The 24,210-nt window shown below is 68.6% G+C and carries 23 protein-coding genes; 8 read left to right on the top strand and 15 right to left on the bottom strand.

The annotated features are described in order from the left end of the window. Nucleotides 1-47 precede the first annotated feature (47 nt). Entirely contained in the window at nt 48-1,742 is a 1,695-nt protein-coding gene (locus T8K17_RS03145; RefSeq protein WP_322333050.1) for a methyltransferase domain-containing protein, read from the bottom strand. 727 nt (nt 1,743-2,469) lie between these two features. Between T8K17_RS03145 and T8K17_RS03140 the strand changes: the two genes are divergently transcribed. From T8K17_RS03140 to T8K17_RS03120, 5 genes are read left to right on the top strand one after another with little or no spacing between them, the layout of a single operon-like run. Beyond that, nucleotides 2,470-3,288 (top strand): MotA/TolQ/ExbB proton channel family protein, encoded by an 819-nt coding sequence (locus T8K17_RS03140; protein ID WP_322333049.1) that lies wholly within the window; start codon nt 2,470-2,472, stop codon nt 3,286-3,288. Beyond that, nucleotides 3,224-3,673 (top strand): biopolymer transporter ExbD, encoded by a 450-nt coding sequence (locus T8K17_RS03135; protein ID WP_322333048.1) that lies wholly within the window; start codon nt 3,224-3,226, stop codon nt 3,671-3,673. Before T8K17_RS03140 ends, T8K17_RS03135 begins: the two co-directional genes overlap by 65 nt. 9 nt (nt 3,674-3,682) lie before the next feature. Beyond that, nucleotides 3,683-4,090 (top strand): biopolymer transporter ExbD, encoded by a 408-nt coding sequence (locus T8K17_RS03130; protein ID WP_322333047.1) that lies wholly within the window; start codon nt 3,683-3,685, stop codon nt 4,088-4,090. Continuing rightward, nucleotides 4,090-5,145, top strand: a complete 1,056-nt coding sequence (locus T8K17_RS03125) for a TonB family protein (protein WP_322333046.1) — start codon at nt 4,090-4,092, stop codon at nt 5,143-5,145. The genes T8K17_RS03130 and T8K17_RS03125 overlap by 1 nt, the downstream gene beginning before the upstream one ends. A 59-nt stretch (nt 5,146-5,204) precedes the next feature. Next, a complete protein-coding gene (locus T8K17_RS03120) occupies nt 5,205-6,092 on the top strand; it encodes a dioxygenase (RefSeq protein ID WP_322333045.1) in 888 nt (295 codons plus the stop codon). A 58-nt stretch (nt 6,093-6,150) separates the two neighbouring features. Here the strand turns inward: T8K17_RS03120 and T8K17_RS03115 are convergent, their stop codons facing one another. Next, nucleotides 6,151-7,653, bottom strand: coding sequence for a bifunctional metallophosphatase/5'-nucleotidase (locus tag T8K17_RS03115; RefSeq protein WP_322333044.1), 1,503 nt, complete (start codon nt 7,651-7,653; stop codon nt 6,151-6,153). A gap of 341 nt (nt 7,654-7,994) precedes the next feature. Between T8K17_RS03115 and T8K17_RS03110 the strand changes: the two genes are divergently transcribed. Next, the gene (locus T8K17_RS03110; protein ID WP_322333043.1) at nt 7,995-8,939 is read left to right on the top strand and encodes an IS110 family transposase; all 945 of its coding nucleotides are present in this window, start codon (nt 7,995-7,997) and stop codon (nt 8,937-8,939) included. 112 nt (nt 8,940-9,051) lie between these two features. On the opposite strand, the gene T8K17_RS03105 is transcribed toward T8K17_RS03110, so the two are convergent. The 6 genes from T8K17_RS03105 to T8K17_RS03080 form a co-directional block, all read right to left on the bottom strand. Continuing rightward, the gene (locus T8K17_RS03105) at nt 9,052-9,747 is read right to left on the bottom strand and encodes a glutathione S-transferase family protein (RefSeq protein ID WP_322333042.1); all 696 of its coding nucleotides are present in this window, start codon (nt 9,745-9,747) and stop codon (nt 9,052-9,054) included. Continuing rightward, the gene (locus T8K17_RS03100; protein WP_322333041.1) at nt 9,744-10,949 is read right to left on the bottom strand and encodes a CoA transferase; all 1,206 of its coding nucleotides are present in this window, start codon (nt 10,947-10,949) and stop codon (nt 9,744-9,746) included. The genes T8K17_RS03105 and T8K17_RS03100 overlap by 4 nt, the downstream gene beginning before the upstream one ends. A 322-nt stretch (nt 10,950-11,271) precedes the next feature. Next, nucleotides 11,272-12,369: a molybdenum ABC transporter ATP-binding protein gene (gene modC / locus T8K17_RS03095; protein ID WP_322333040.1), complete on the bottom strand. Its 1,098-nt coding sequence runs from the start codon at nt 12,367-12,369 to the stop codon at nt 11,272-11,274. Beyond that, on the bottom strand, nt 12,366-13,049 hold the full coding sequence (gene modB, locus T8K17_RS03090) for a molybdate ABC transporter permease subunit (protein WP_322333039.1): 684 nt from the start codon (nt 13,047-13,049) through the stop codon (nt 12,366-12,368). Before modB ends, modC begins: the two co-directional genes overlap by 4 nt. Before the next feature lie 27 nt (nt 13,050-13,076). Continuing rightward, nucleotides 13,077-13,835 carry a molybdate ABC transporter substrate-binding protein gene (modA, locus tag T8K17_RS03085; protein WP_322333038.1) on the bottom strand — a complete coding sequence of 253 codons (759 nt, stop codon included), beginning with the start codon at nt 13,833-13,835 and terminating at the stop codon, nt 13,077-13,079. Nucleotides 13,836-13,928: 93 nt separating this feature from the next. Then, nucleotides 13,929-14,294: a winged helix-turn-helix domain-containing protein gene (locus T8K17_RS03080; RefSeq protein WP_322333037.1), complete on the bottom strand. Its 366-nt coding sequence runs from the start codon at nt 14,292-14,294 to the stop codon at nt 13,929-13,931. A 196-nt stretch (nt 14,295-14,490) separates the two neighbouring features. On the opposite strand from T8K17_RS03080, the gene tcuA reads away from it, so the two are divergent. Both tcuA and T8K17_RS03070 read left to right on the top strand, forming a co-directional pair. Next, entirely contained in the window at nt 14,491-15,993 is a 1,503-nt protein-coding gene (gene tcuA, locus T8K17_RS03075) for an FAD-dependent tricarballylate dehydrogenase TcuA (RefSeq protein ID WP_322333036.1), read from the top strand. 14 nt (nt 15,994-16,007) lie between these two features. Beyond that, entirely contained in the window at nt 16,008-16,736 is a 729-nt protein-coding gene (locus tag T8K17_RS03070) for a GntR family transcriptional regulator (protein WP_322333035.1), read from the top strand. Nucleotides 16,737-17,245: 509 nt separating this feature from the next. Here the strand turns inward: T8K17_RS03070 and atpF are convergent. The 7 genes from atpF to T8K17_RS03035 form a co-directional block, all read right to left on the bottom strand. After that, on the bottom strand, nt 17,246-17,728 hold the full coding sequence (gene atpF / locus T8K17_RS03065; protein ID WP_322333034.1) for a F0F1 ATP synthase subunit B: 483 nt from the start codon (nt 17,726-17,728) through the stop codon (nt 17,246-17,248). After that, the gene (locus T8K17_RS03060) at nt 17,728-18,336 is read right to left on the bottom strand and encodes a F0F1 ATP synthase subunit B' (protein WP_322333033.1); all 609 of its coding nucleotides are present in this window, start codon (nt 18,334-18,336) and stop codon (nt 17,728-17,730) included. Before T8K17_RS03060 ends, atpF begins: the two co-directional genes overlap by 1 nt. Nucleotides 18,337-18,397: 61 nt before the next feature. Further along, the gene (locus T8K17_RS03055; RefSeq protein WP_028795788.1) at nt 18,398-18,622 is read right to left on the bottom strand and encodes an ATP synthase subunit C family protein; all 225 of its coding nucleotides are present in this window, start codon (nt 18,620-18,622) and stop codon (nt 18,398-18,400) included. A 63-nt stretch (nt 18,623-18,685) separates the two neighbouring features. Further along, complete coding sequence (locus T8K17_RS03050; protein ID WP_322333032.1) at nt 18,686-19,411, bottom strand: F0F1 ATP synthase subunit A; 726 nt, start codon at nt 19,409-19,411, stop codon at nt 18,686-18,688. A 3-nt stretch (nt 19,412-19,414) separates the two neighbouring features. Next, nucleotides 19,415-19,810: an AtpZ/AtpI family protein gene (locus tag T8K17_RS03045; RefSeq protein ID WP_322333031.1), complete on the bottom strand. Its 396-nt coding sequence runs from the start codon at nt 19,808-19,810 to the stop codon at nt 19,415-19,417. Between the two features lie 201 nt (nt 19,811-20,011). Then, entirely contained in the window at nt 20,012-23,479 is a 3,468-nt protein-coding gene (locus T8K17_RS03040; RefSeq protein ID WP_322333030.1) for an AAA family ATPase, read from the bottom strand. A gap of 24 nt (nt 23,480-23,503) precedes the next feature. After that, nucleotides 23,504-24,130 carry a DsbA family protein gene (locus tag T8K17_RS03035; protein ID WP_322333029.1) on the bottom strand — a complete coding sequence of 209 codons (627 nt, stop codon included), beginning with the start codon at nt 24,128-24,130 and terminating at the stop codon, nt 23,504-23,506. Nucleotides 24,131-24,210 lie beyond the last annotated feature (80 nt).

The raw sequence follows: 24,210 nt of genomic DNA, 5'->3' as shown, positions 1-24,210 counted from the left end.
GGCTGCGGTCTCGCGCGCCCTGCCCCGGCGCCGTTCGGTGGGATCGGTCAGTCCGGCTTGCGGAAGATCTGGATGCCCCAGGCGAGGTAGCCGGCATCGGCGGCCTTCACCCAGTTCTCCAGGCCGACGATCATCTTGTCGAGATACTCGGCCGACGCGCCGCTCTCGCGCAGCTTGTCGTAATTGCCCACCAGATCCTCGCGGACCCGGTCGTAGTGGGTGCGGAGCTGGTTGGTCATCTCGCGCTGCTCGACGGTTTCGAGGCCCGCCGCTTCGGCCGCCTCGCGGTAGAACCGCATGGAGCCCAGCGAGGTGAGCTGGAGGCGGTCGTAGACCGGCTGCAGCACGCCTTCCGGCACGTCGTCGGCCTGCATCGGGTCGGTGAAGATGAAGTGGCCGCCTGGCTTCAGAACCCGGTGCACCTCGGTCAGCACCTTGGCGCGCTGGTCGGAATGCAGGATCGCGTCCTGGCTCCACACCACGTCGTAGCTGCCTTCGGGCTCCGGAATGTCCTCGAACACGCCGTGGATGACCTTGATCTTGTCGGCCAGCCGGTCGCGCCGGATCTTGCTCCGGTTGGTGTCGTTCTGGATCTCGGAGATGTTCAGGCAGGTCGCGCTGTTGCCGTAGCGTTTCACCAGCCGGCGCATCGCGCCGCCATAGCCGGCACCGATGTCCAGCACGCGCGAATTCTGGTCTAGGCCCGGCAGGGCTTCCGCCATCTTGTCGATGGTGGTGTCGCTCGCCTCGCGGATCACCTTGGTGTCGTCATAGATGCCGACATGCAGGTCCTCGCCGCCCCAGACCATGCTGTAGAACGTGTCTGCGTCCTCGCTGTCGTAATAATCCTCGGCGACGTCGCGGACGTCGGTCTCGCCATCGTCCCGGGTGCCGCCGCCCCAGCGCACCACGTGCAGGGTAGATTTCTCGGCGACATGGATGAAGAAATCCGGGTCTGCGTCGGCGTAGGTCTCCTGGAAGTCGCCATAGGTGCGCACCCGCTGGAACCCGGCCTCCGACAGCAGGCGCCGGACGTAGTTCTTGCGGATCGGGCACATGTTGAGCGTGTACTCGGAGCCGTCCGGGAAGCTGTATTTGAAGCGGGCCAGCCCCTCGTCGATATACTCCGGCTCGGCCGTCACCTTGTCGCCGACGTAGTAGAACTTGTGCTGCGTGCTGAAGCCGTGATCCAGCATGGCGTCGTAGTTGCGCTGGTCGAGGATCAGGATGCCGTCATGCTTCAGCGCGGCATAGAACTCGGCGAGCGCGCGCCGGCGGTCGGCCTCGGTATGCAGGTGGGTGAACGAGTTGCCGAGGCAGATGATGGCGTCGTACTTGCCCTGGATGTCCCGGTTCAGCCAGCGCCAGTCGGCCTGCACTGTCTTCAGGATCAGGCCGCGGGACTGGGCGTTCTGGAACGCCTTGGCGATCATCGCCGCCGAGCCGTCGGCGGAGGTCACGTTGAAGCCCGCCTCTTGCAGACGCACCGAATGGAAGCCTGTCCCGCAGGCGACATCGAGAACGGTTTCCTTCCCGCGGGCCCGCAGGACGTCCATGAAGAACTGGCCTTCGCTCTCGGCGCGGGCGGTCCAGTTGATCAGTTCGTCCCACTTCTCCACGAAGGACATGATGTATTCGCCGCGATAGAGGTCGGTGTCGCGGTTTTCCAGCGGGTTCTCGCCGTATGCCTGGGCGTCGAGCCGCAGCTCGGCGTTGGTGGTCTGTCGGGCGGTCTGCTCCATGATGGCCTCCGGTCGTTGTGGGGGACCGGGCGTCCGGGTGCATAAAAAGGTGCCGCCTTCGGCTCCTGATACGGCCTCCCGGCCCGATCGCGGGTTCGGGCCATCCGTCACGGATGGCGATGCGAGGTCTAGGCCGGCCGCGGCCCTGTAAGGGCGGCCCCGTTCCATGGGGCCATCGCGCCAGGCGCTGGCCCAACGATCCAAGCCGCGGCGGCGTTAAAGATGGCGGCGCGTCTTGCGCGCGTTCTTGCTCTTGGCGGACCGGCGATTGGCTCGCCCGCCCACAGTCCAAACCGTGGGCGGTCCGGCATCGGTCGCGAAGACAGACCCGGACGCCCATCGGTTGCAGCATGTTTAATGTTCTGTTTACGACATAACAAGTCGGAATAGGACGCAAAACCGGGTTGACATTCCATAGGCCGTTGATCTGCCTCGACAAACCCCGTCCGAAAAAATCTCAAACAAGCGAGGGGCTTAGCCGATCGCCGTTCGGATCCGGCGCGATGCGGAGGAGAAGCCGGCCTGACTGTTCCGATACCGCAGGCGAAGACCTCCGCACCGCAGCATCTAGGTCCTTGCGAATGCGAGGCGGTCGCAATAAAGTCCGCTGCGACCGATTTCCGAACCAAGGAGCTGAGATCATGCGCCTGGCCCAGTGCGCGACCCGTCGCAATGTCCCGCAGCACGACCGGGACGTCTGCCGACCGGATCGTCGGAAGGTGTCGGCATGAACGATACCGTTGGCACGACGGCCGCGACCGGCACGGCGGACCCCGCCGGCGCGGCGGATGCGGCCCAGGGTCTCGGGGCGCCGGCGGTCGAGGCGGTGGAGCCGGATTGGCTCGCCAGCCTGACCGACATGCTGGCGGCGGGCGGCCCGGTGGTGGCGATCCTGATCGCCATGTCGGTGATCGCCCTGGCCATCGTCCTGGTGAAGCTGTGGCAGTTCCGCGCCGCCCGTCTCGGCGACCGCAAGTCGGTGCGCACCGCTTTGACCCTGGTGCGGTCCGGCCGGTCGCAGGAGGCGCTGGCCGCCGTCCGCAGCAAGCGCAATCCGGTGGCCCAGGCCGTCACGCGGGCGCTGATCGGCCAGCAGCGCGGTCTGCCGGATCACAAGATCCGCGAGGAGGCCGTACGGTTCGGCGGCGACATGCTCGAGGAGCTGCGCGGCTATCTGCGGCCGCTGGAGGTGATCGCCTCGCTGGCGCCGCTGCTCGGCCTTTTCGGCACGGTGCTCGGCATGATCGGCGCGTTCCAGCAATTGGAGGCCGCGGGCAATCAGGTGAACCCGGCCGTGCTGTCCGGCGGCATCTGGGAGGCGCTGCTGACCACCGCGGTCGGTCTGGCCGTCGCCATCCCGGCGGTGGCGGCGCTGAACTGGCTGGAACGGGTGGTCGAGCGCACCGCCCATGAGATGGACAGCGCCATCACGGGCGTCTTCACACAGGATCTCTCCACGCAGGTGGGGGAAAGCGACGGTCATGGCTACGAGCGCGAATACGGACGCGGTCCCACCCGGCTACACGCCGCCGCGGCTGGCGAATAGCGGCCGCCGGCGCCGCGCGGTCATCAGCCTGACGCCGCTGATCGACGTGGTGTTCATCCTGCTGGTGTTCTTCATGCTGGCCTCCAGCTTCCTGGACTGGCGGACCATCGATCTGGCCGCCCCGACCTCGGCGGGGGCCGGCAGCGCGATGACCGGCGCCATGCTGCTGGAGATCCGGCCCGACGGGCTGCGCCTGAGCGGGCACATGGTCACCCTGGACGAGGCCGAGCGGAAGATCATGGCCAAGGTGCGCGAGAAGGCGGATCAGCGGGTGCTGATCAAGCCGGCGGACGGCGTGGCCCTGCAGGACACGGTGAGCGTGCTGGATCGGCTGTCGGCGGCGGGCGTCGCCAACATGTCCTTCGTGCGCTCGGGCAGCCGATAGGAGCCCCCCATGTCGCTTGTGAGACAGCGTCCCAAGAACGAGGACGACCGGATCCTGCCGCTGATCAACGTGGTCTTCCTGTTGCTGATCTTCTTCATGCTGGCCGGGCGCCTGGCGGCGACCGATCCGTTTCAGATCGACCCGCCGGTCTCCGCTAGCGAGGGGCTGGTGACCGTGGAGGATCTGCTGGTGCAGGTCGGCGTCGACGGCCGCCTGGCGCTGAACGGCCAGGAGATGGGCGAGGCGCAGATGGCCGCCGCGGTCGCCGAGCGCCTCGCCGACGGCACCCCGGCGCCGGTCCGACTGAAGGCCGACGGCACGGTGGAAGCCACCCGGGTGGTGGCGATCATGGAGCTGCTGCGCGAGGCCGGTGTGGCGTCCGTCCAACTCCTCACCCTGCCGGCCGGAGACGGCTGATGCGGATCCGTCCCCGTCACATGGGGCTGGCGGTCGGGGTCGCGGTGGCGATCCACGTCGCCGCGGCCATCGCCATGGTCCTGCAGCCCGATATAGACAGCAAAGGTGCGGCCGGGGCTGGCGTAGGCGGCATCCAGGTGTCCCTCGGCCCGTCCGGCGGCGCCCCCGGCAGCGTGGCCGAGGTGGACAGCGACGTGGAGAAGGCCGAGCCGGTGACGCCGACCTCGGCCGCGGTCGCCGAACCCGACACCACCCGTCCGGAAACCGTCCAGACCCAGCCGCCGCCGGTGCCCGTCGCGGCGACCGAGCCGCCGCCGCCCCCGGCACCCGCCGAGACGCCGTTGGAGACGGCCGAGGTGGTGGAGAAGGTCGACGAGGTCATCGCCATCGCCGAGCCGGAGCGGGTCGCCCCTCCGCCGCCGCTCGAGCCGGTGAAGATCGAGCGTCCCGACCCCGTGGAGAAGCCCGTCGAGGTCAAGCCCGAGCCGGTGACCGTCGCCCGGGTCGAGCCGGAGGCGCCGCCCGTCGAGACGCCGCCGATGCCGGTGACCCGTCCGCAACCTCCGCAGCCGCAGAAGCCCAGGGTGGAGCAGACCCCGCCGCGCCCGGCACCGCAGCAGACGGCCGCACTCTCCGTGGACGCGCCCACTGCGCAGAGCGCCCAGCCTGCAGCCGCCCAGACCCAGGGGGCGGCCGGCCGCAGCGGCGTGGGCCAGTCCCAGCAGTCCAGCACCGCCCAGGCCAGCAGCGGTGGCGGACGCCCCGGCGTGACGGTCGACTACGCCTCGATCCTGCAGGCCTGGCTGGAGGACCATAAGGAATATCCCCGCCGCGCCCGCTCCCGCCGGCAGGAGGGGGTGGTCATGCTGTATTTCGTGATGGACCGCGCCGGGAACGTGCTCGACTACCGGATCGACCGCAGCTCGGGCTACGACCTGCTGGACCGCGAGGTGGAGCAGATGATCCAGCGCGCCCAGCCGCTGCCGCCGATGCCGGCGGAGATGACCCAGGCCCGTCTCGAACTCGTCGTCCCGGTGCAGTTCCAGCTCCGCTAGGACGTAGTCCGGACCCCCGTTCCTCTCTACCCTGGCGGAAAAGGTCAGGGAGGCGGGACATGCCGGAAGACGTGGAGTCGATGCGCTATTTCACCGAGGACACCTCCGTGGAGACCGTGCTCTCGCGCATGGGCGAGCCGGAGAACGCGCGTCTCGCCGAGGTGATGCGCTCGGTCATCGCCCATCTGCATGCGGTGGTGAAGGAGGTCGAGCCGACCTACGGGGAATGGATGGCCGCCATCCGCTTCCTGACCGAAACCGGCCGGATGTGCGACGACAAGCGTCAGGAGTTCATCCTGCTCTCCGACGTGCTCGGCGTGTCGATGCTGGTCGACGCGATCAACACGCGGCGGCCGGACGGGGCGACCGAGAACACGGTGCTCGGCCCGTTCCATGTGGACGGCGCGCCGGACCTGGCCATGGGCGACACAATCTCCCAGGACGGAGAGGGCGAACCGCTGGTGGTGCGCGGCCGGGTGCTCGACGGCGACGGACGGCCGGTGGAAGGGGCGGTGATCGACACCTGGCAGACCAGCCATGACGGGTTCTACGACCTGCAGCAGCCGGGGGTGCAGCCGGAGAACAACCTGCGCGGCGTGTTCCGAACCGGCGCCGACGGCCGCTTCTCCTACCGCTCGGTCAAGCCGAGCTTCTATCCGATCCCCGATGACGGGCCGGTGGGGCAGCTCCTGCACGGGCTGGGGCGCGGCAATATCCGCCCGGCCCATCTGCACTACATCGTCGGCGCGCCCGGCTTCGAGACGGTGACCACACACATCTTCGTCCATGACGACCCGTATCTGGACAGCGACGCCGTGTTCGGGGTGAAGGAGAGCCTGATCCGGGAGTTCACCCGGCACGACGATCCGGCCCAGGCGGCCGAGTTCGGGGTGGCCAATCCGTTCTGGACCGTGGAGACCGATTTCGTGCTGACCCCCGCGGCGTGAACGAAAACGGCCCGCCTCCGAAGAGACGGGCCGCGGATCGCAGTCTTGATGGCGCGGGTTAGTCGATCCGCTTGATGCGTCCCTCGACGGCCGGGGAAACGGTGCCGTTCCTGAGCACGTAGTCGATCACCTGACCGGCCTCCAGACCGCCGGCAGCGCCGTCGATCAGCACCTTGGCGTCGCGGAACATGCCGTAGCCGTCGCCGCCGCCGCCGACATAGTCGTTGGTGGACAGGGTGTAGGTCGCATTGTCGTCCAGCGGCTTGCCGGCGACCAGAACCTCGACGATGCGCGAGCCGACCGGCTTGGATCCGTCGAAGCTGTAGGTCATGCCGGAGACCTGGGGGAAGCGGCCCTGGCCGTCCTCCAACCCGCTGACCCCGTGCTCCAGGGCGGCGCGGAGCTGGGCGCCGGTGAGCTGCAGCTTGACCGTGGAGTTGCCGAACGGCAGCTCGGTCAGGATGATCTTGCGGGTGAGCTGGGTGCCGGCCGGATAGACGGTGTCGCCGCGGATGCCGCCGCCATTGGCGAGGCCGACATCGGCGCCGGTCGCGGCCCGGCTGGCATCGGCGACCAGATTGCCGAACGCCGTCTCCTGGGAGCGGATAGCGGCGCGACGGGTGTCCAGTTCCACCGCGGTGCTGCCGATGACCTGGCCCAGCTCCCTGTCCAGGGCGGCGGTGTACTCGTCGACCTGGGCCTGGACCTGCGCCGCCGGAATGGCGCCGGCGGTGGCGACCAGGCCGAAGCTCGGCTTCCAGACCAGGCTCAGCTTGCCGCGCTTCTCGACCTTGTCCATTTCGATGACGGTCTTGGCGATGAACTCGCCCTGGGAACCCGACGACGCGGTCATGTCGCGGCCGTCATAGACGATGCGGGCCAGGTGGTCGTGGCCGCCCAGCACCAGATCGATGTCCTTCACCGAGCGGGTCAGGCCGCGGTCCAGGGTTTCGCCCCCATGGCTGAGCACGATGATGAAGTCCGCCCCCAGGCCCTTCAGCACGCCGGCCGCGGTGGTCGCGGCCTCGGTGTAGTCGGCGAAGCCGACGCCCGGCCCCGGGCTGGCGAGGAAGGAGGTGTCGGGCGTGGTCAGGCCGATCAGGCCGATCTTGTAGCCGTTCATGTCGACGATCTGCGGGCCTTCGACTCCCGGGAACGGCTTGCCGTCCAGGGTGACGTTGCTGGAGATCCACTTGAAGTCGGATTCCGCGACCCGGGCCTTCAGGACCTCGTCGCCGAGATCGAACTCGTGGTTGCCGAGGGTCGCGTACTCAATGCCGACCTGCTCGGCCAGTTCGATCATGTGCGCGCCCTTGTCGATGCCGCTCATCAGCGACGGCGAGATCAGATCGCCGCCGAAGGTGACGAGCACGAAGGCGCCTTCGGCCTTGGCCGCTTCCTTCTCCGCGGCGATGACGGAGGCGACCTTGCCGGCGCTCTCCATCTTGTCCCAGTCGTTCAGGTGCAGAAGCACCAGTTTCAGCGGCTCGGCGGCCGCGGGTCCGGCCAGCGTGGCGACAGCCACGAGCGCGAACGCAAATGTGCGCAGGAAGGAGAACATCGTCGGCTCCATCGATCAGCGAAAGGCGGGAAATCCTGGATGCCACATTACTGTAACACGCGGCGGGCACCAACAAGCCTTGGCAACCGATCGTAGCCGAGGGTGATGACGGTTTGCATGCCGGTGCCGGGGAGAAGGGAACGCAACCTCGTCGTCCTTGTAACTTATCGTCTTCCGCTTCTGGTAGAGTTTCGGAAGCGGTGGTGGATGGGACGCCGAGTCGTCCTGGAGCGTGCGAGCCCGAACGTCAGCAAGGTTGCCCATCCACCGTTCATCCCTCGAACCCGAACAGTCGCCGGGGCCGCCATATGGCGAGCCCGTTTAGGCAAGGCAGGGTAGCGATGGACCAGGTGATCGTGGGTATCGACGTCTCCAAGAGCCGTCTGGATGTTCATATCCTGCTCGGCGCGCAAGGGCCGGGCGAATGTGAGGCGGTGCCGCGTGACGGCGCTGGGATTGCAGCGTTGGCCGAGCGTCTTGGAGCGCTGGGAGCAACGCTGGTGGGGGTCGAGGCGACGGGCGGCTTCGAGACGGTGGTGGCGGCGGGTCTGGCCGGGGCGGGCTTGCCGGTCGTCGTGGTCAATCCGCGCCAGATCCGGGCCTTCGCCCAGGCGCTGGGACGTCGGGCGAAGACCGATCCGATCGATGCGGAGATGATCGCCCGGTTCCTGGCGGCGACCCGGCCTGAGCCGCGCGCATTGCCCGATGCGTCCGGCCGCCTGCTGGCCGATCTGGTGGCCCGGCGACGGCAGATCGTGTCGATGATCGCCGCCGAGCGCCAGCGTCAGAGCCGCCTCACGGAACCGCGGGTGCGGCGCTCGATCCTGCGTCTGATCACGGCCCTGGAGAAGGAACTGAACGAGGTCGACCGCGAGATCGACGACCAGGTCCGCGGCTCGCCGATCTGGCAGGCACAGGAGGATCTGCTGCGCAGCGTGCCCGGCATCGGTCCGGCCACCGCCCGCACCCTGCTCGCCGATCTGCCCGAACTCGGCCGACTGGACCGGCGCCAGATCGCCTCCCTGGCGGGGCTGGCACCGTGGACGCGCCAATCGGGAACTTGGCGCGGCAAAGCCTTCATCGGCGGCGGACGCGCGAGCGTACGCACCGCCCTGTTCGTCGCAGCCATGGTCGGCGCGCGCTACAACCCTACCCTCAAGGCCTTCCACGCCAGACTGATCGCTGCAGGAAAGCCCAAGATGGTCGCCCTCATCGCCGTCGCCAGAAAGCTGCTTACCATCCTCAACGCCATCGTCAGAGATCAAAAGCCATGGCAAGTCGCTTGACCAAGATCACAGTCGCTGACGCAAGTCAGGACCAAGCCGCCTACGCCGGCCGGTAGCGCTCAGATCCTGATGTGCATCAGAATGACGGGAGGTGGTGACGGGTGGGGCGCCCCTACCGCGTGACGCTCGCCCCGCTCTGGGTGAACAGGATCTTGCGCTCGGCATCGTCCGGCGGGGCGGAGCGGCGGAACTCCTTGCCGAGATCGACCGCCCGCTGCACGGCCGGCCGCTCCTTGATCGCCGCCCGCCAGCGGCTCACGTTCGGATAGGCGTCCAGGGACGCACCCAGCGGCTTGGCGATCAGCACCCAGGGCCAGCAGATCATGTCGGCGATGGTGTAGTCGTCGCCGACGATCCACTCCCGTCCCTCCAACCGGCGCTCCAGCACCGCCACGCAGCGGTCGTATTCGTTGAGGTAGCGGGTCTTGGCGTAGGGCACGTCTTCCGGCGCGTAGTTCACGAAATGGCTGAGCTGGCCGGCCATCGGTCCCTGGTTGCCGGTCTGCCAGAACAGCCATTCCAGCACTTCCTTCTCGCCCCGTGGGTCGCTCGGGATGAAGCGGCCGGTCTTGCGGGCGAGGTAATGCAGGATGGCGCCGGACTCGAAGACGGATATCGGGTCGCCCTCCACGCCGTGGTCGACGATGGCGGGCATCCGGTTGTTCGGGCTGATCGCCAGGAACTCCGGCTTGAACTGGTCGCCCTTGGAGATGTTCAGCGGGATCAGCGTGTAGTCGATCCCCAGCTCCTCCAGCAGGATCGCGACCTTCCAGCCGTTCGGGGTGGGCCAGTAGTAGAAGTCGATCATGCCGCGTCCTCCTCCTTGGTGCCGGCGACGCCCTCGGCGCGCAGGGTGGCGATCTCCGCGTCCGTGAACCCGGCAGACGCCAACATCGCGTCGGTATCCGCCCCCAGGACCGGCGCGCCGTGGGACAGATCGGGCGCGCTCACCGAGAACGTCGCCGCCGGTCGGGCCTGACGCACGCGGCCGGCCTGGGGATGGTCGAGCTCGACCACGATGCCGGTCGCCCGGATCTGCGGATGGTCGATCATGGCGGAGCGGGTCAGTACCGGCGCGCAGGGCACGTCATGGGCCTCCAGCCGCTCCAGCCAATAGGCCGAGCTCTCGGTGGCCAGCACGCTCTGGGTCAGGGTCAGCCGGTCGTCGATATTCTCGTGCCGCAGGGCCGGGGTGAGGAAGCGCGGGTCCTCCAGCCATTCCGGCGTCTCCAGGGCGGCGGTCAGCGATTTCCACTGCTTGTCGGTGTTCACCGCCACGGTGATATAGCCGTCGGTGGTCTCGTAGATCAGGTCGATGAAGCTGGCCGCCTTCTCCTGCGGCAGCTCGCCGCCGACGAAGGTCTGGCTGCCCATGTCGGAGTGCCACAGGAAGTCGATCACGCTGTCCAGCATGGAGACTTTCACGTGCTGGCCCTCGCCGCTGCGCTCGCGCTTCAGCAGGGCGGCGGTGATCGCCTGGGCGGAGGTGTAGCCGGTCAGCTTGTCGGGGATGATGGTGCGCACAAGCCGGGGGCGGGCGTCGTCGGATCCGCCCTGGATGGAGGTGAGGCCGGACAGGGCCTGGACCAGCGGGTCGTAGACCGGCTTGTCGGCATAGGGTCCGGTATCGCCGAAGCCGCTGATCGAGCAGTAGACGATCGACGGGTTCACCGCCCGCACCGCTGCCTCGCCCAGACCCATGCGGTCGGTCACGCCGGGGCGGAAGTTCTGCACAAAGGCATCGGCCGTCGCCGCCAGCTTCAGCACCGCCTCGACGCCGCGCGGGTCCTTCAGGTTGAGGGCCACCGACTTCTTGGAGCGGTTGTTGTTCAGGAACGAGGCGGAGAAGCCGCCCTGGCGGTTGGCCATGGCGCGGGTGAAGTCGCCGCCGGCCGGGTGTTCGATCTTGATCACCTCCGCCCCCTGGTCGGCCAGCAGCATGGTGCCGAGCGGCCCGGAGACCACGCTGGTCAGGTCGATGATGCGGAATCCCTCAAGCGGTCCGGCCATGGCGCGCGCTCTCCCCCGGTTGGCTCATGCGTGGATGCAAGGTCGTGTTCAGGCGCGCGGAGTCAACCACTGCGCGGCCGCAACGGGTACCGGGAAGCGAAGGAGGAGCTTTTCGTGATTTGGAACGAATGGGAGAGGAATTGCGGCGAATTCGGAACCTGCAGCTCTGTTCCTCCCTATATATTTCCGACTTCCTGGACGACCCCGGACTTGATCCGGGGCGAGATCCAGGATCGTAACTCGGACGGGTCGGCATAACGGTCCTGGATCTCCCGGTCGGTCGTCCAGGAAGTCGGCTTTATTTGTGGAAGAGATGGGAACCCTATCTCCCGTCGAAGGAGATCGTCTTCACCAGGGCGATGACCGGCGCGCCGACCTGCAGGCCGAGCTCGTCCGCCGACTCCCGCGTGACCCGCGACCGCAGGCGCACACCGTCGGCGATCTCGATCAGAGTTTCGGCATAGGGCGCGCCCTCGGCGGCGGCGATCTCGACGATCCGGCCGGAGAGCCGGTTGCGGATGCTGATCCCCTCCGGCGGCCGGGTCGCCAGCGCCACGTCCCGGGCGCGGATGCGCAGGCGGACCCGATCGCCGACGGCCACATCCACCCGCGGAATGGACACCGGCTGACCCGCCAGGTCGAGGCGGGTGAGCTGGTAGGTGCCGTCGTGACCGGTCACCGAGGCGGACAGCACCACGCCGGCCTCGAACCGTCCGGTGGCCGGCTCCAGATCCAGCCGTTCCAGGATCGGTCCCACATCCCCCTCCGCCACCACCCGGCCTGCCGAGAGCACCACCATCCGGTCGGCCAGCCGGGCGACCTCGGCCAGATCGTGGCTGACATAGAGCGCCGGGATCGGCAGGGCGTAGTGCAGCCGCTCGAAGGTGGCGAGGATGTCGGCCCGCGACGCCTCGTCCAGAGCCGAGAGCGGCTCGTCCATCAGCAGCAGACGGGGACAGGAAAGCAGGGCGCGGCCGATGGCCACCCGTTGCCGCTCGCCGCCGGAGAGTTTGTCCGGCCCGCGCTCAAGCAGCCGCTCCAATCCGAGCAGCGTCACCGCCTCGTCGAAGCCGATCGCCGGCGCCTGCCCGGCCGACCGCTTGGCGCCGTACAGCAGGTTGCCGCGCACCGACAGATGGGCGAACAGGCTCGCCTCCTGGAACACATAGCCGATGGGTCGGCGGTGCGGCGATAGGAATAGGCGGTGCGCGTCGTCCTGCCAGGTCTCGCCACCGACGCGGAGGTGTCCGGGCAGGCGGGCGAGCCCCGCCATCGCCCGCAACACCGTCGTCTTGCCGGAGCCGGAGGGGCCGAACAGGGCGGTGATGCCCCGCATCGGCGCGGTGAAGGCGACGTCCAGGGAGAACCCGCCCATGGTCCCGGCGAACCGGGCGTCGATGCCGTCGGGCGGGCGGCTCACGACCGCACCCCCCCGATCCGCTTCTCCAGCACCAGCATCGCCAGGATCACCGCGAAGGCGAAGACCACCATGCCGCCGGCCAACAGGTGTGCCTCGGCCCAGCGCAGGGTCTCCACGTAGTCGTAGATGGCGATGGAGAGAACCCGCGTCTCGCCCGGGATGTTGCCGCCGATCATCAGGATCACGCCGAACTCGCCCATGGTGTGGGCGAAGCCGAGCACCGCCCCGGTCAGGAATCCGCGTCGGGCAAGCGGCACCGCCACGCTCCAGAATCGGTCCCAGGGGCCGGCGCGCAGGGTGGCGGCGACCTCCAGCGGCCGGTCGCCCATGGCCTCGAAGGCGTTGCGGACCGGCTGCACCACGAAGGGCAGGGAATAGATCACCGAGCCGATGACCAGTCCGGTGAAGGTGAAGGCCAGCGACCGCGCACCGCCGAGAGAGGCGAGCCACCCGCCCGGCCCGTCCGGCCCGAGCAGGATCAGGAGATAGAAGCCGAGCACCGTCGGCGGCAGCACCAAGGGTAGGGCGACGATTGCTGCCACCGCTTCCTTCCAGGCGGCACGCGACCGCGCGAGCCACCAGGCGATCGGCGTGGCGACGACCAGCAGGACCAGGGTCGTAACCGCCGCCAGGATCAGGGTCAGGCGGACCGGGGACCAGATCTCGGCGAGGTCGGGCATGGATCTCCTTCCGTCAACCGTCCGTCGTCAGTCACCCGGGGCGTAGCCGTATTTCTCCAGCACCGCCAGAGCCTGCGGACTTTTCAGGAAGGCCATGAAGGAGAGCGCGGCGTCGCGGTCGGCGGCGGATTTCAGCAGCACGGCATCCTGGGCTATCGGATCGTGCAGGTGGTCCGGCACCAGCCAGCGCGACCCGTCCCCATGGCCGGCGATCTGCGAGGCGGCGACGAAGCCAAGCCGCGCATTGCCGGTGGCGACGAACTGATAGGTCTGGGCGATGTTGACCCCCTGGACCATCTCGCCCTCGAACCGCTCGAGCCGGCCGAGATGGGTCAGGACCTGGATCGCCGCCGCGCCGTAGGGAGCGGTCTGCGGGTTGGCGATGGCGAGCCTGCCGAGGCCGTCGGCGTCGAGGGTTTCCGGACCGGTGACCAGTCCCGCCTCTCGGCTGTACAGGGCGAGGCGCCCCTTGGCGTAGGTGAAGCGATGGTCGGGATCGCCCAGGCCCTCGTTGACCGCCTTTTCCGGCCGCGCCTGGTCGGCGGCCAGGAAGACGTCGAACGGCGCACCGCCGAGGATCTGAGTGTAGATCTGGCCGGTGGAGGCGAAGCTGAAGACCGCGCGATGGCCGGTCGCCGTATCGAAGGCGGCGCCGATCTCCTTGGCGGCGTCGGTGAAGTTGGCGGCGACCGCCACCCGCACCTCTCCGGCGCGGGCGGAGGCGGCCGTGACGACCGCCAGCAGCACGAGAAGCGAGGCCCGGGACAGGCAGGTCAGGACCGACATCGGCTTCCGATATGTCTCATTGAACATATCGGGACGGTCTCACGTCGCGGCAGCGCGGTCAACGGGGCTGCGGCGACAGGCATCCACGGGGCGTCAGCCCTTCTGGTCGGCGAGCAGGGTCTGCAGCGCCTCCAACTCCACCCTGGTCGCGGCGGCCGCCTGGTCTTCCATCCGCCGGTAGAGGTCGAGCACGCTCTGGCCGAGGTCGGTGAGTTCCGCGCCGCCGCGGGCCGAGCCGCCGCGGGTGGTGGTCACCAGGGGAGCCCCGAAATCCTCCTTCATGCCTTCCACCAGGCCCCAGGCGCGCTTGTAGCTCATGCCGAGGCGGCGGCCGGCGGCGGCGATCGAGCCGGTCTCCACCACGCCTTGCAGCAGGTCCGCCTTGCCGGGGCCGACGGCGACGTTGGGGGCGATGACCACCCTGAGGCGGGGGCCGAGTGTCTGGTTCCAGGGACGCATGGCCGCAGCTTACCCGCTCTCCGTTCGCTTGGGCAGCGCGGCATGAAGGCGGGCCCGTGCAATTAGCGGCACCGGGTGTTCGCAATGCTGGACATCGGCCCCGGCAGGATTGTATACAAAGTTATACAAGCAGTTTTATCTAAGGTCGGCCCAGGCCGCACCGGGCGCCTGCGGGCCCCCAGAAGGAGAGGAAGTCATGGCTGAATGGGATGTCGTCGTCGTCGGTGCCGGTAATGCCGCACTCTGCGCTGCCCTGTCGGCGCGCGAGTCCGGGGCCTCGGTCCTGGTGCTGGAGCGCGCTCACGAAGACGAGGGCGGCGGCAATACCCGTTTCACCGCCGGTGCCATCCGCACGGTCTATAACGGCGTCGACGACCTGCGCGCCCTGATGCCCGACATCACCGACGAAGAAGTGGCGATCACCGATTTCGGCACCTACACCGCCGATCAGTTCTTCGACGACATGTTCCGGGTCACCCAGTACCGCTGCAACCCGGACCTGGCGGAAAAGCTCATCACCTCGTCCTACGACACGCTGATGTGGATGAAGGGCAAGGGCGTGCGCTTCCAGCCGATCTGGGGCCGCCAGGCCTTCAAGGTCGACGGCAAGTTCAAGTTCTGGGGCGGCCTGACCGTGGAAGCCTGGGGCGGCGGACCCGGTCTGGTCGAGGCCCTGTGGACCGCGGCCAAGAAGAACGGCATCGAAATCCGCTACTCCACCCGCGCCCTGTCGCTCGAATACGACGATGTGCGCGTGCACGGCGTGAAGGTGAAAGGCCCGACCGGCGTGGAGACCATCTCCGCCAAGGCGGTGGTCCTGGCCAGCGGCGGCTTCGAGGCCAACCCGGAATGGCGCACCCGCTACATGGGCCCGGGCTGGGAGCTGGCGAAGGTGCGCGGCACCCGTTTCAACACCGGCGACGGCATCCGCATGGCGCTCGACATCGGCGCCTGCCCCTACGGCAACTGGTCTGGCGGCCATGCGGTCGGCTGGGACTTCAACGCGCCGGAATTCGGCGATCTGGCGGTCGGCGACAACTTCCAGAAGCACTCCTATCCGTTCTCGATCATGGTCAATGCCGAGGGCAAGCGCTTCGTCGACGAAGGGGCGGACTTCCGCAACTACACCTACGCCAAGTACGGCCGGGTGATCCTCAACCAGCCGGGCCAGATGGCGTGGCAGATCTTCGACCAGCAGACCGTCCACCTGCAGCGCGACGAGTACCGCATCCGCCAGGTGACCAAGGTCACCGGCAACACGCTGGAGGAACTGGCGGACAAGCTGGAAGGCGTGGACAAGAAAGCCTTCCTGGCCGAGGTGAAGGCCTATAACGACGCGGTCCAGACCGATGTCGAGTTCAACCCGAACGTCAAGGACGGCCGCGGCACCAACGGGCTCTCGGTGCCGAAGTCGAACTGGGCGGTGCGGATCGAGCAGGGTCCGTTCGAGGCCTATCAGGTCACCTGCGGCATCACCTTCACGTTCGGCGGCCTGCGGATCGACGAGCGCGGCCAGGTGGTCGACGTGGACATGAACCCGATTCCCGGCCTGTACGCCGCCGGCGAGCTGGTCGGCGGCCTGTTCTACTTCAACTACCCGGGCGGCACCGGCCTGATGTCCGGCGCGGTGTTCGGCAAGCTTGCCGGGACGGGTGCCGGCGAGGAGGCGACTTCCGGTCGCGCCGACGCCGCGGAGTAGGGCATACTCGCCCCATGGCGAGGGCTCCGAAGAAACTCGAACTGAACGACAATGAGCCGGGCGGCATCGACGATGCCGCCCGTTCCGTTGCGGAGTCGCGCGGCGAGTGGGCCTATCACCGCCTGCGCGAGGCGATTCAGGCCGGCGAGCTGAAGCCGGGCGAACGGATCCGCGAAATCGAGATGGCGAAGCGGCTGGATGTCAGCCGCACGCCGGTCCGCGAGGCGCTGCGGCGGCTGGAAGCGGACGGCCTGCTCACCTTCGTGCCCTATCGCGGCATGGTCATCGCCGAGCTCGACCACCAAGCGGTGATGGAGCTCTACCAGATGCGCGAGGTGCTGGAGGGCACGGCCGCCGGCCTGGCCGCCCGCCACGCCTCCGATGCCGAGATCACCCTGCTGCGCGACCTGATCGCGGCCGATCCGGGCGACGGAGATCCCAGGGCGCTGGCGACCCATAACCGGCAGTTCCACGGCACGCTCTACCGGGCGGCCCATAACCGCTATCTGCTGAAGACCCTGAACGTGCTGAGCGACGCCATGGCGCTGCTGGGCATGACCACCCTGTCGCTGACCGGCCGTTCGGGCACCGCCCGTCAGGAGCACCAGGAGGTGCTGGAGGCGATCGAGGCGCGGGATCAGGCGCGGGCGGAGGCGGCGGCGCGCTACCACATCCGCGAGGCCCAGCGGGCCCGTCTGCGCCTGATGTTCGACGGCCAGAAGACGAAGGCCGACAGCACATAGGCGACGGTTCTCGGCGCCCCTCGGCGGCTCTCGACGGCTCTCGACGCCCTCTTTGCCGACTTCCCCCTCACCGACTTCCTGGAAGCGCGGCACGCGCTGTCCAGGACCCCGATGAGGTCGTCGGATACAGCGGGACACGGTCCTGGATCTTCCCCCGGATTACCCCGGCGCAAGGCCGGGACGGGGGCCGTCCAGGAAGTCGGGTATGGGGGAGCGGGGGACCGCGGTTCTCCCGTATCCTCTTTCCCTCCACCGACTTCCTGGAAGCGCGGCACGCGCTGTCCAGGACCCTCATGAGGTCGTCGGATACAGCGGGGCAAGGTCCTGGATCGTCCCCCCGAATACCCCGGCGCAAGGCCGGGACCGGGGCCGTCCAGGAAGTCGGGTTTGGCGGGGAGGGGGAAGGGGCGGTGCGCCCGGCCGGCATCCCCAAAAGAAAACGGCCCGGGGAGCGATCCCGCGGGCCGTTATCCGTATCGTGTCCGAGCGTCCCTGCCGGGCCGGTCCGTTTACTGGAGCCGGGTCGGGATCTCGTCGATGGCGTTGGCGACCAGCTTCTTCTGGGTCGCGGCGTCCATGTTGTCCTCGATCAGGCGCCGGGTCGCGGCGACGGCGAGGTCCACCATCTGCGCCCGCACTTCCTGAAGGGCCTTGGCCTCGGCCGCCTGGATCTTCTCCATGGCGACCTGCTCGCGCCGGGCGAGCGACTGCTCCAGCTTCGCCTCGGCCTCTTCGCGCAACCGCACGGATTCGGTCTTGGCGTGCTCCAGGATGGCCTCGGCCTCCTGCAGGGCGTCGCGCTGGCGGCGCTGGTAGTCGGCCTTGGCGGCCTGCGCCTCCTCGCGAAGCGCCTGTGCCTCGTCGAGCTTGCGCTTGATCTCCTCGGCCCGCTTGTCGAGGCCGGCGACGATCGGACGCCAGCCCTTCCAGTACAGCAGGGCCAGGAACAGGACGAAGGAGACGGCGACCCAGAATGTCGGATCGTTGAACATCAGGCGCCTCCCTGCATGGCGGATTCGACCGCCTTTCCGACCTTGGCGTCGCTCACCTTGATGCCGGTCAGCTTCACCGTCGCCTCGGCGGCGGCTTCGCTGGCCACGGACTTCAGGCTCTCCAGAGCCTCGGTCCGCTGCTCGGCGATACGGGCCTCGGCGGCCTTGGTGGTCTCAGCGGTCTTCTTCGCCGCCTCGGCCTCGGCCGTGGCGTGGGAAGCCGAGATCTCGTCCATGGCCTTGCGGACAAGGTCATGGGCCTGGGACCGGGCGTCGGCCACCGCCTTCTCGTAGTCGGCCTTCACCGCTTCCGCCTCGGCGCGCAGGCGCTCGGCGGTCTCGATGTCGTCCTCGATCCGCTCCTGCCGCTCTTCCAGCACATCGGCGATCCGCGGAATCGCGACCTTCGACATGATGGCGTAGAGCAGGGCGAAGCTGACGATCAGCCAGAAGATCTGGGTCGGATAGGTCGTGGCATCGAGCTGCGGCAGGCCGCCGCCTCCGCCACCATGGGCGTCCGTAGCCGCCCAGGACGGCACGGCCGCAACCGCCGCGGCGGCTGCGAGGCCGATGCGCCGAGACCAGCGGGTCACGCTGTTGGCGATCATGTCGTCATCCTCCTGACGGGGGTCGAGGGTGCCGGCCGGACAGCGGGCACCCGGAACCGGATCAGGTGAACAGGATGAGGAACGCGATCAGCAGCGCGAACAGCGCGACGGCTTCCGTCAGGGCGAAGCCCAGAATGCCGATGCCGAAGACTTCGCCGCGGGCCGCCGGGTTACGGGCGATCGAAGCGATCAGGGTCGAGAAGATGTTGCCGATACCGACACCGACACCCATCAGGGCGATGACGGCAAGACCGGCTCCGATCATCTTGGCGGCTTCGAGTTCCATGGGTCTTATCCTTCCGTTCGTTGGGAGGTTAGAGGCTGGGTTGATGTCTCGCGACGTGACCGATCAGTGCAGATGGATCGCGTCGTAGAGATAGATGCAGGTGAGGATCGTGAACACGTAGGCCTGCAGCACGGCGACGAGGATCTCGAAGCCGGTCAGCGCGACCAGCACCAGCAGCGGCGCCACGCCGAACACCCCGAGGGCGACGACGAAGCCGCCGAACACCTTCATCATGGTGTGGCCGGCCATCATGTTCGCGAACAGTCGCACCGACAGGCTGACCGGGCGCGACAGGTAGGACAGGATCTCGATCGGGATCAGCAGCGGCGCCATGTAGACCGGCGCGCCCGACGGGAAGAAGAACGTGAAGAAGTGCAGCCCGTGCTTGACCAGCGCCACGATCGTGATCGCGACGAAGATCGTGATCGCCATGGCGAAGGTCACGATGATCTGGCTGGTGAACGTGTAGCTGAACGGAATCATGCCCAGCAGGTTGCCGACCAGGATGAACATGAACAGCGAGAAGATGAACGGGAAGTACGGCCGGCCTTCCGGACCGACATTCTCGCGCACCATGTTGGCGATGAACTCGTAGGACAGCTCCGCCAGCGACTGGATCCGCGTCGGGACCAGGTGACGGCCGCTCATCGACTGGGTCAGGAACACGCCGACCACGAAGGTCGCCAGGATCATGAACAGAGCCGAGTTGGTGAAGGAGATATCCATGCCCGCGACATGGAGCTCCGGGCCAATGGTCTTGATCTGGAATTGTTCGACCGGAGACGCCACCTTCTACCCCTCTTTGTTTCCGCCGTCCGGCGATCCGCCGTCCGCTTGCTGCGACCCGCGAGGGCCAACCCCGTCCGGATCCTTGGTGTAGCCCACCGAGAGACCCTGGCCGGTTGCCGCGCGGTAGACGTTCATCATCCCGCCTGCGGCCCCAAGAAAGAAGAACACGATCAGCATCCAGGGAGTAGTCCCCAGCCATTGATCGAGCCCGTACCCAATCGCCGCCCCGACCACGACGCCGGCCACGAGCTCGACACCGACGCGGAAGGCGACACCGATCGCACTCTTCGGCAGGCCCGGTTCCAGATCCTTGTTCAGCGATCCCTTCTCGCCGCCCCGCGCGCGCTTCAGGCGCTCTGCGAGGCTGTCGAGCGAAGGAGGGGAGTTCTTGTCGGTCATTCCCCAGACCCGAAAGATCGGGCTCCGCTAAAGTTGATCCGGACCCCGGCGCACCTGTGGGCGCGACGAATCCCGTGCTTGCCGGACCCCCAGCGAAGCGGCGCCACCATACGCAGGGGCCTGTAGGGTGTCAAGGCCACGACCGCACTGCGAAAAACATGACAAGCGGTTGATTATAAATAATAAATATATCGGCGGTTTTCAGCCGGCGTCGCGCAGCCTCTCGGCGCGGGCCAGATCGACGGAGACGAGCTGGCTGACGCCGCGCTCCGCCATGGTGACGCCGAACAGCCGGTCCATGCGCGCCATGGTCATCCGGTGGTGGGTGATGACCAGGAAGCGGGTGCCGGTCTCCTTCACGATGTCCTGCAGCAGCGAGCAGAACCGGTCGACGTTGGTGTCGTCCAGCGGCGCGTCCACCTCGTCCAGCACGCAGATCGGCGACGGGTTGGTCAGGAACACCGCGAAGACCAGGGCGGCCGCCGTCAGCGCCTGTTCGCCGCCGGACAGCAGGGAGAGATGCTGCATCTTCTTGCCCGGCGGGCTGGCCAGGATCTCAAGCCCGGCCTCCAGCGGATCGTCGGCCTCGGTCAGCTTCAGATGCGCCTCGCCGCCGCCGAACAGGCGCCGGAACAGGGTCTGGAAATGGCCGTTGACCAGGTTGAAGGCGGCCAGCAGCCGTTCGCGGCCCTCTTTGTTCAGGGCGGCGATGGCGCTGCGCAGGCGCTGGATCGCACCGACCAGGTCGTCGCGCTCGCGCTCCATGCCCTCGATCTGTTCGGTCAGTTCGTCCAGCTCGGTCTCGGCCCGCAGGTTGACCGGGCCCATGGCCTCGCGCTCGCCGCTCAGCCGGTCCAGGCTGCGCTGGGTCTGCTCGGCGTCGGGCAGGGGCGCTTCCGGATCGATCCCGGCCTTGGCCAGGATCTCGTCCGGGGTGCAGTCCAGGCGTTCCTGGATGCGCTCGCGCTCGACGCGGAGGGTCTGGTTGATCTGCTCCAGCTGGGCCTCGGCCCGGATCAGGGTCTCGCGGGCCTCGCCGGCGCTGCGTTCGGCTTCCTTGGCCACCCGGTCCAGTTCGGTCTGCCGGCTCTCGGCGGAGACCAGGGCGTCGGCCGCCTGCCGGCGCTTGGCCTCGGCGGTTTCGATCAGCGCCACGACCTTCTCGCGCTCGGCGGCGATCTCCTGCGGCCGCGAGGCCAGGCGGGCGATCTCTCCCTCCTCGCCCTGGCGGCGGGTATCCAGGTCGCCCAGCCGGGTATCCGCGCGCTCGCGGCGCTGTTCCCAGGACTTGATCTCGCCCTCGGTCGCCGACAGCCGGGTTCGCCGCGCCTCGGCATCGCGCACCAGCCGGTCGTGCTCGGTGCGGGCCTCGACCAGTTCGGCCCGGCGTTCCGACAGGGCGGCCCGCAGCCGGGAGGATTCCGCACGCAAGGCCTCCACGTCCGGCAGGGTCTTCAGTTCCTCCGCCGCCTGGACCTGGGCGGTCACGGCCTCCTCGCGCTCGCCGGCGAGGCGGGCGGCCCCGTCATCCAGGGCGGCGAGTTTCGTGTCCACGGCGGCGACCCGCGCCTCGATCGCGGCGGCCGCGGATTTCGCCTTGGACAGGGCGTCCGACGCGGCATTGCGGGCCCGACGGGCGACCTCCACCGCGTCGTCGGCGGCGGCCAGGGTCTCCGCCGCATGCTCGGCCTCGGATCGGGCGACGTCCAGGGCGCCGCGTCGCTCGGCAAGGTGGCGGTCGAGCTCGGCCAGACGGTTGCGGCGCTCCAGACGGATGGCGGCGGAACTGGGCGCACCGGGGGTCTGCACGAACCCGTCCCAGCGCCACATGCCGCCCTCGCGGGTGACGATCCGCATGCCTGGCGCCAGGGACGGCTGGGCGGCGGCGGCTGTCGCCGGATCGGCGGCGATGCCGGTGCGGGCGAGGCGGGCGGTGAGGGCGGCGGGCGCCGTGACCTTCGGCGCAAGCGGCTCGATGCCGGCCGGCCAGTCGGCCCCGCCAGCCGCCGCGCCATCGCGCCAACCGCCGGCCGTCGGGGTGGCGTTCGCCTGGAGGGCGGGGGCCTCAAGATCGTCGCCGAGGGCGGCTCCAAGGGCGGTTTCGTAGCCCGGCGCGACGGTGACCGCATCGACGATGGGCGCGGCCTCGCTCTTCGCCTGCATTAGCAGACGGCGCAGGCCGGTGGCCTCGGTGTCCAGTTCCGAGACCGCGGCGTCCAGGTCGCGGGCGGCGGCGCGGGCGGCCTTTTCGGCTTCCTGGGCGGCATCGCGGGTCTGCTGGGCCGCCGGAATGCCGGCTTCGGCCGCTTCCGCGGCGGCGGCGGCGTCGGTCACCGCCCGTTCGGCGGCGCCGCGCTCGTCCTCGGGCACGGCCTGGCGGACCAGTTCGGCCCGGCGCTCGGCGAGTTCGGCCTGCTGGCGGTCGAGCCGGGCGATCCGCTCCTCGGCCTGGCGCAACTGCCGTTCCAGGGCGGCCCGGCGGGCGTCGGCGACGGCGATCGCCTCGGTGGTCTTGTGAACCGCCTCCTCGGCCTCCTCGGCGTCGCGGTTCGCCTTGGTCAGGGCGGTGCCGCTCGCCTCCTGGGCCTCGGCCTCGCCTTCCCCGGCGGCGGCCAGGGCATCACGCTCGCCGATCAGCCTTGCCAGCGAGGACGCGGCCTCTTCCACCAGGGTCTTCTCTCGGGCGACGTCGTCGGCGATCTGGCGCAGGCGGGTTTCGGCCTCGCTGCGGGCGGTGGCGATCCGCCGTTCCTCGGCATCGAGCTCGCTGCGGGTGACGGTCAGGTGCTGGAGTTCCGCGGAGGCCTCCGCCTCGCTCTGGCGCAGGCCGGGCAGGCTGGCGGCCGAATCGGTCTGGGCGGCGCTGGCGGCGGCGGCCGCCTGGGTCGCTTCCGTCACCTTGTCCCGGGCGGCGGCGAGGGCGGCGCCGGCCTTGCGCCGTTCCTCCATCGTGTGGGTCCAGCGGGCATGCAGGACGATGGACTCCGCCTGGCGGATCTTCTCGCTGAGCTCGCGGTAGCGCTGGGCCTGTCTTGCCTGACGCCGAAGCGCGGCACGCTGGCCCTCCAGCGCTTTCAGCACGTCGTCCAACCGTTCCAGGTTCTGCTCGGCGGCGCGCAGGCGCAGTTCCGCCTCGTGCCGCCGGGTGTGCAGGCCGCGGATGTTCGCCGCCTCCTCCAGCAGGGCCCGGCGGTCACCCGGCTTGGCCTGGACGATGCTGCCGATCTTGCCCTGGCTGACCAGTCCGGCCGAGCGGGCGCCGGTGGCGGCATCGGCGAACAGCAATTGCACGTCGCGGGCGCGCACGTCCTTGCCGTTGACCCGGTAGTGCGACCCCTTATCGCGCTCGATCCGCCGCACCACCTCGAGCTCGTCGGCGGCATTGAACTGCGCCGGGGCGCGGCGGTCGTCATTGGCGACGAACAGCCCTACCTCGGCCATGTTGCGGGCCGGGCGCTGCTCGGTGCCGCCGAAGATGACGTCGTCCATGCCGCCGCCACGCATCTGCTTGGCGGATGTCTCGCCCATGACCCAGCGCAGCGCCTCGACAAGGTTCGACTTGCCGCAGCCGTTCGGCCCCACCACGCCGGTCAGCCCTTCCTCGATGAGCAGCTCGGTCGGCTCGACGAAGGACTTGAACCCGGTCAGACGCAGTTTGCTGAAATGCACCGTGGTGGGTCTCCGAGACGGGGGTTAGGCGAGCTTGGCCTCGATCACCTTCTGGAAGGTCTCGTAGGGCTCGGCGCCACGGATCACCTCGTCGCCGATCACGAAGGTCGGGGTCGAGTTGACGTCGTAGCTCTTCTGCGCGTCGATCCGGCCGTTCAGGATCGAGTCGAGCAGGGCCTCGTTGGTCATGTAGGCATCGGCCGTCTCGGCGCTGATGCCGGCCAGCCGGCCGATCTTCTTCAGGGCGTCGATCGGGTTCTCCGCGCGGGTCCAGGTGGCCTGCTGCTTGAAGATCATGTCGATCAGCGCGAAATACGGCTTGCCGTCGATCGCCCGCGCCATGGCCGAGGCGCGCAGCGCGTACTGGTCGAGCGGGAAGTCCCGCATCTCGAACTTCAGCTTGCCGGTGTCGACGTAGTTCTCGACGATCGGCTTGTAGCTCTTGGCGTGGAACGTGGCGCAGTGCGGGCAGGTGAGCGAGGAATACTCGATCATCGTCAGCGGCGCATCCGGGTCGCCGAGCACGCGCGGCGTCTCGGCGGCTTTCAGGTCGACCTCGACGACGGCACGGGCCAGGGACGGGACCAGCGTCGTGCCGACCAGGCCGCCAGCCAGACCAAGGATCCCAAGATTTAGTGTTCTGCGATACATGTTCCGCTCCCGGACACCAGATGTTGATGACAATACGCCGAGTCCCTGCGACCCGGCAAGTTTCCCGATTAGCTCGGGAT

It is taken from the genome of Thalassobaculum sp. OXR-137, from assembly GCF_034377285.1.
Taxonomy (GTDB): Bacteria; Pseudomonadota; Alphaproteobacteria; order Thalassobaculales; family Thalassobaculaceae; genus Thalassobaculum.
This window is presented reverse-complemented; position numbering and strand designations above follow the sequence as displayed.

What these genes read in the sequence shown, in the direction of transcription:
- T8K17_RS03145 (WP_322333050.1), bottom strand. Translation starts at nt 1,742, where the DNA reads ATGGAGCAGACCGCCCGACAGACCACCAACGCCGAGCTGCGGCTCGAC.
- T8K17_RS03140 (WP_322333049.1), top strand. Translation starts at nt 2,470, where the DNA reads ATGAACGATACCGTTGGCACGACGGCCGCGACCGGCACGGCGGACCCC.
- T8K17_RS03135 (WP_322333048.1), top strand. Translation starts at nt 3,224, where the DNA reads ATGGCTACGAGCGCGAATACGGACGCGGTCCCACCCGGCTACACGCCG.
- T8K17_RS03130 (WP_322333047.1), top strand. Translation starts at nt 3,683, where the DNA reads ATGTCGCTTGTGAGACAGCGTCCCAAGAACGAGGACGACCGGATCCTG.
- T8K17_RS03125 (WP_322333046.1), top strand. Translation starts at nt 4,090, where the DNA reads ATGCGGATCCGTCCCCGTCACATGGGGCTGGCGGTCGGGGTCGCGGTG.
- T8K17_RS03120 (WP_322333045.1), top strand. Translation starts at nt 5,205, where the DNA reads ATGCCGGAAGACGTGGAGTCGATGCGCTATTTCACCGAGGACACCTCC.
- T8K17_RS03115 (WP_322333044.1), bottom strand. Translation starts at nt 7,653, where the DNA reads ATGTTCTCCTTCCTGCGCACATTTGCGTTCGCGCTCGTGGCTGTCGCC.
- T8K17_RS03110 (WP_322333043.1), top strand. Translation starts at nt 7,995, where the DNA reads ATGGACCAGGTGATCGTGGGTATCGACGTCTCCAAGAGCCGTCTGGAT.
- T8K17_RS03105 (WP_322333042.1), bottom strand. Translation starts at nt 9,747, where the DNA reads ATGATCGACTTCTACTACTGGCCCACCCCGAACGGCTGGAAGGTCGCG.
- T8K17_RS03100 (WP_322333041.1), bottom strand. Translation starts at nt 10,949, where the DNA reads ATGGCCGGACCGCTTGAGGGATTCCGCATCATCGACCTGACCAGCGTG.
- modB (WP_322333039.1), bottom strand. Translation starts at nt 13,049, where the DNA reads ATGCCCGACCTCGCCGAGATCTGGTCCCCGGTCCGCCTGACCCTGATC.
- modA (WP_322333038.1), bottom strand. Translation starts at nt 13,835, where the DNA reads ATGTCGGTCCTGACCTGCCTGTCCCGGGCCTCGCTTCTCGTGCTGCTG.
- T8K17_RS03080 (WP_322333037.1), bottom strand. Translation starts at nt 14,294, where the DNA reads ATGCGTCCCTGGAACCAGACACTCGGCCCCCGCCTCAGGGTGGTCATC.
- tcuA (WP_322333036.1), top strand. Translation starts at nt 14,491, where the DNA reads ATGGCTGAATGGGATGTCGTCGTCGTCGGTGCCGGTAATGCCGCACTC.
- T8K17_RS03070 (WP_322333035.1), top strand. Translation starts at nt 16,008, where the DNA reads ATGGCGAGGGCTCCGAAGAAACTCGAACTGAACGACAATGAGCCGGGC.
- atpF (WP_322333034.1), bottom strand. Translation starts at nt 17,728, where the DNA reads ATGTTCAACGATCCGACATTCTGGGTCGCCGTCTCCTTCGTCCTGTTC.
- T8K17_RS03060 (WP_322333033.1), bottom strand. Translation starts at nt 18,336, where the DNA reads ATGATCGCCAACAGCGTGACCCGCTGGTCTCGGCGCATCGGCCTCGCA.
- T8K17_RS03055 (WP_028795788.1), bottom strand. Translation starts at nt 18,622, where the DNA reads ATGGAACTCGAAGCCGCCAAGATGATCGGAGCCGGTCTTGCCGTCATC.
- T8K17_RS03045 (WP_322333031.1), bottom strand. Translation starts at nt 19,810, where the DNA reads ATGACCGACAAGAACTCCCCTCCTTCGCTCGACAGCCTCGCAGAGCGC.
- T8K17_RS03035 (WP_322333029.1), bottom strand. Translation starts at nt 24,130, where the DNA reads ATGTATCGCAGAACACTAAATCTTGGGATCCTTGGTCTGGCTGGCGGC.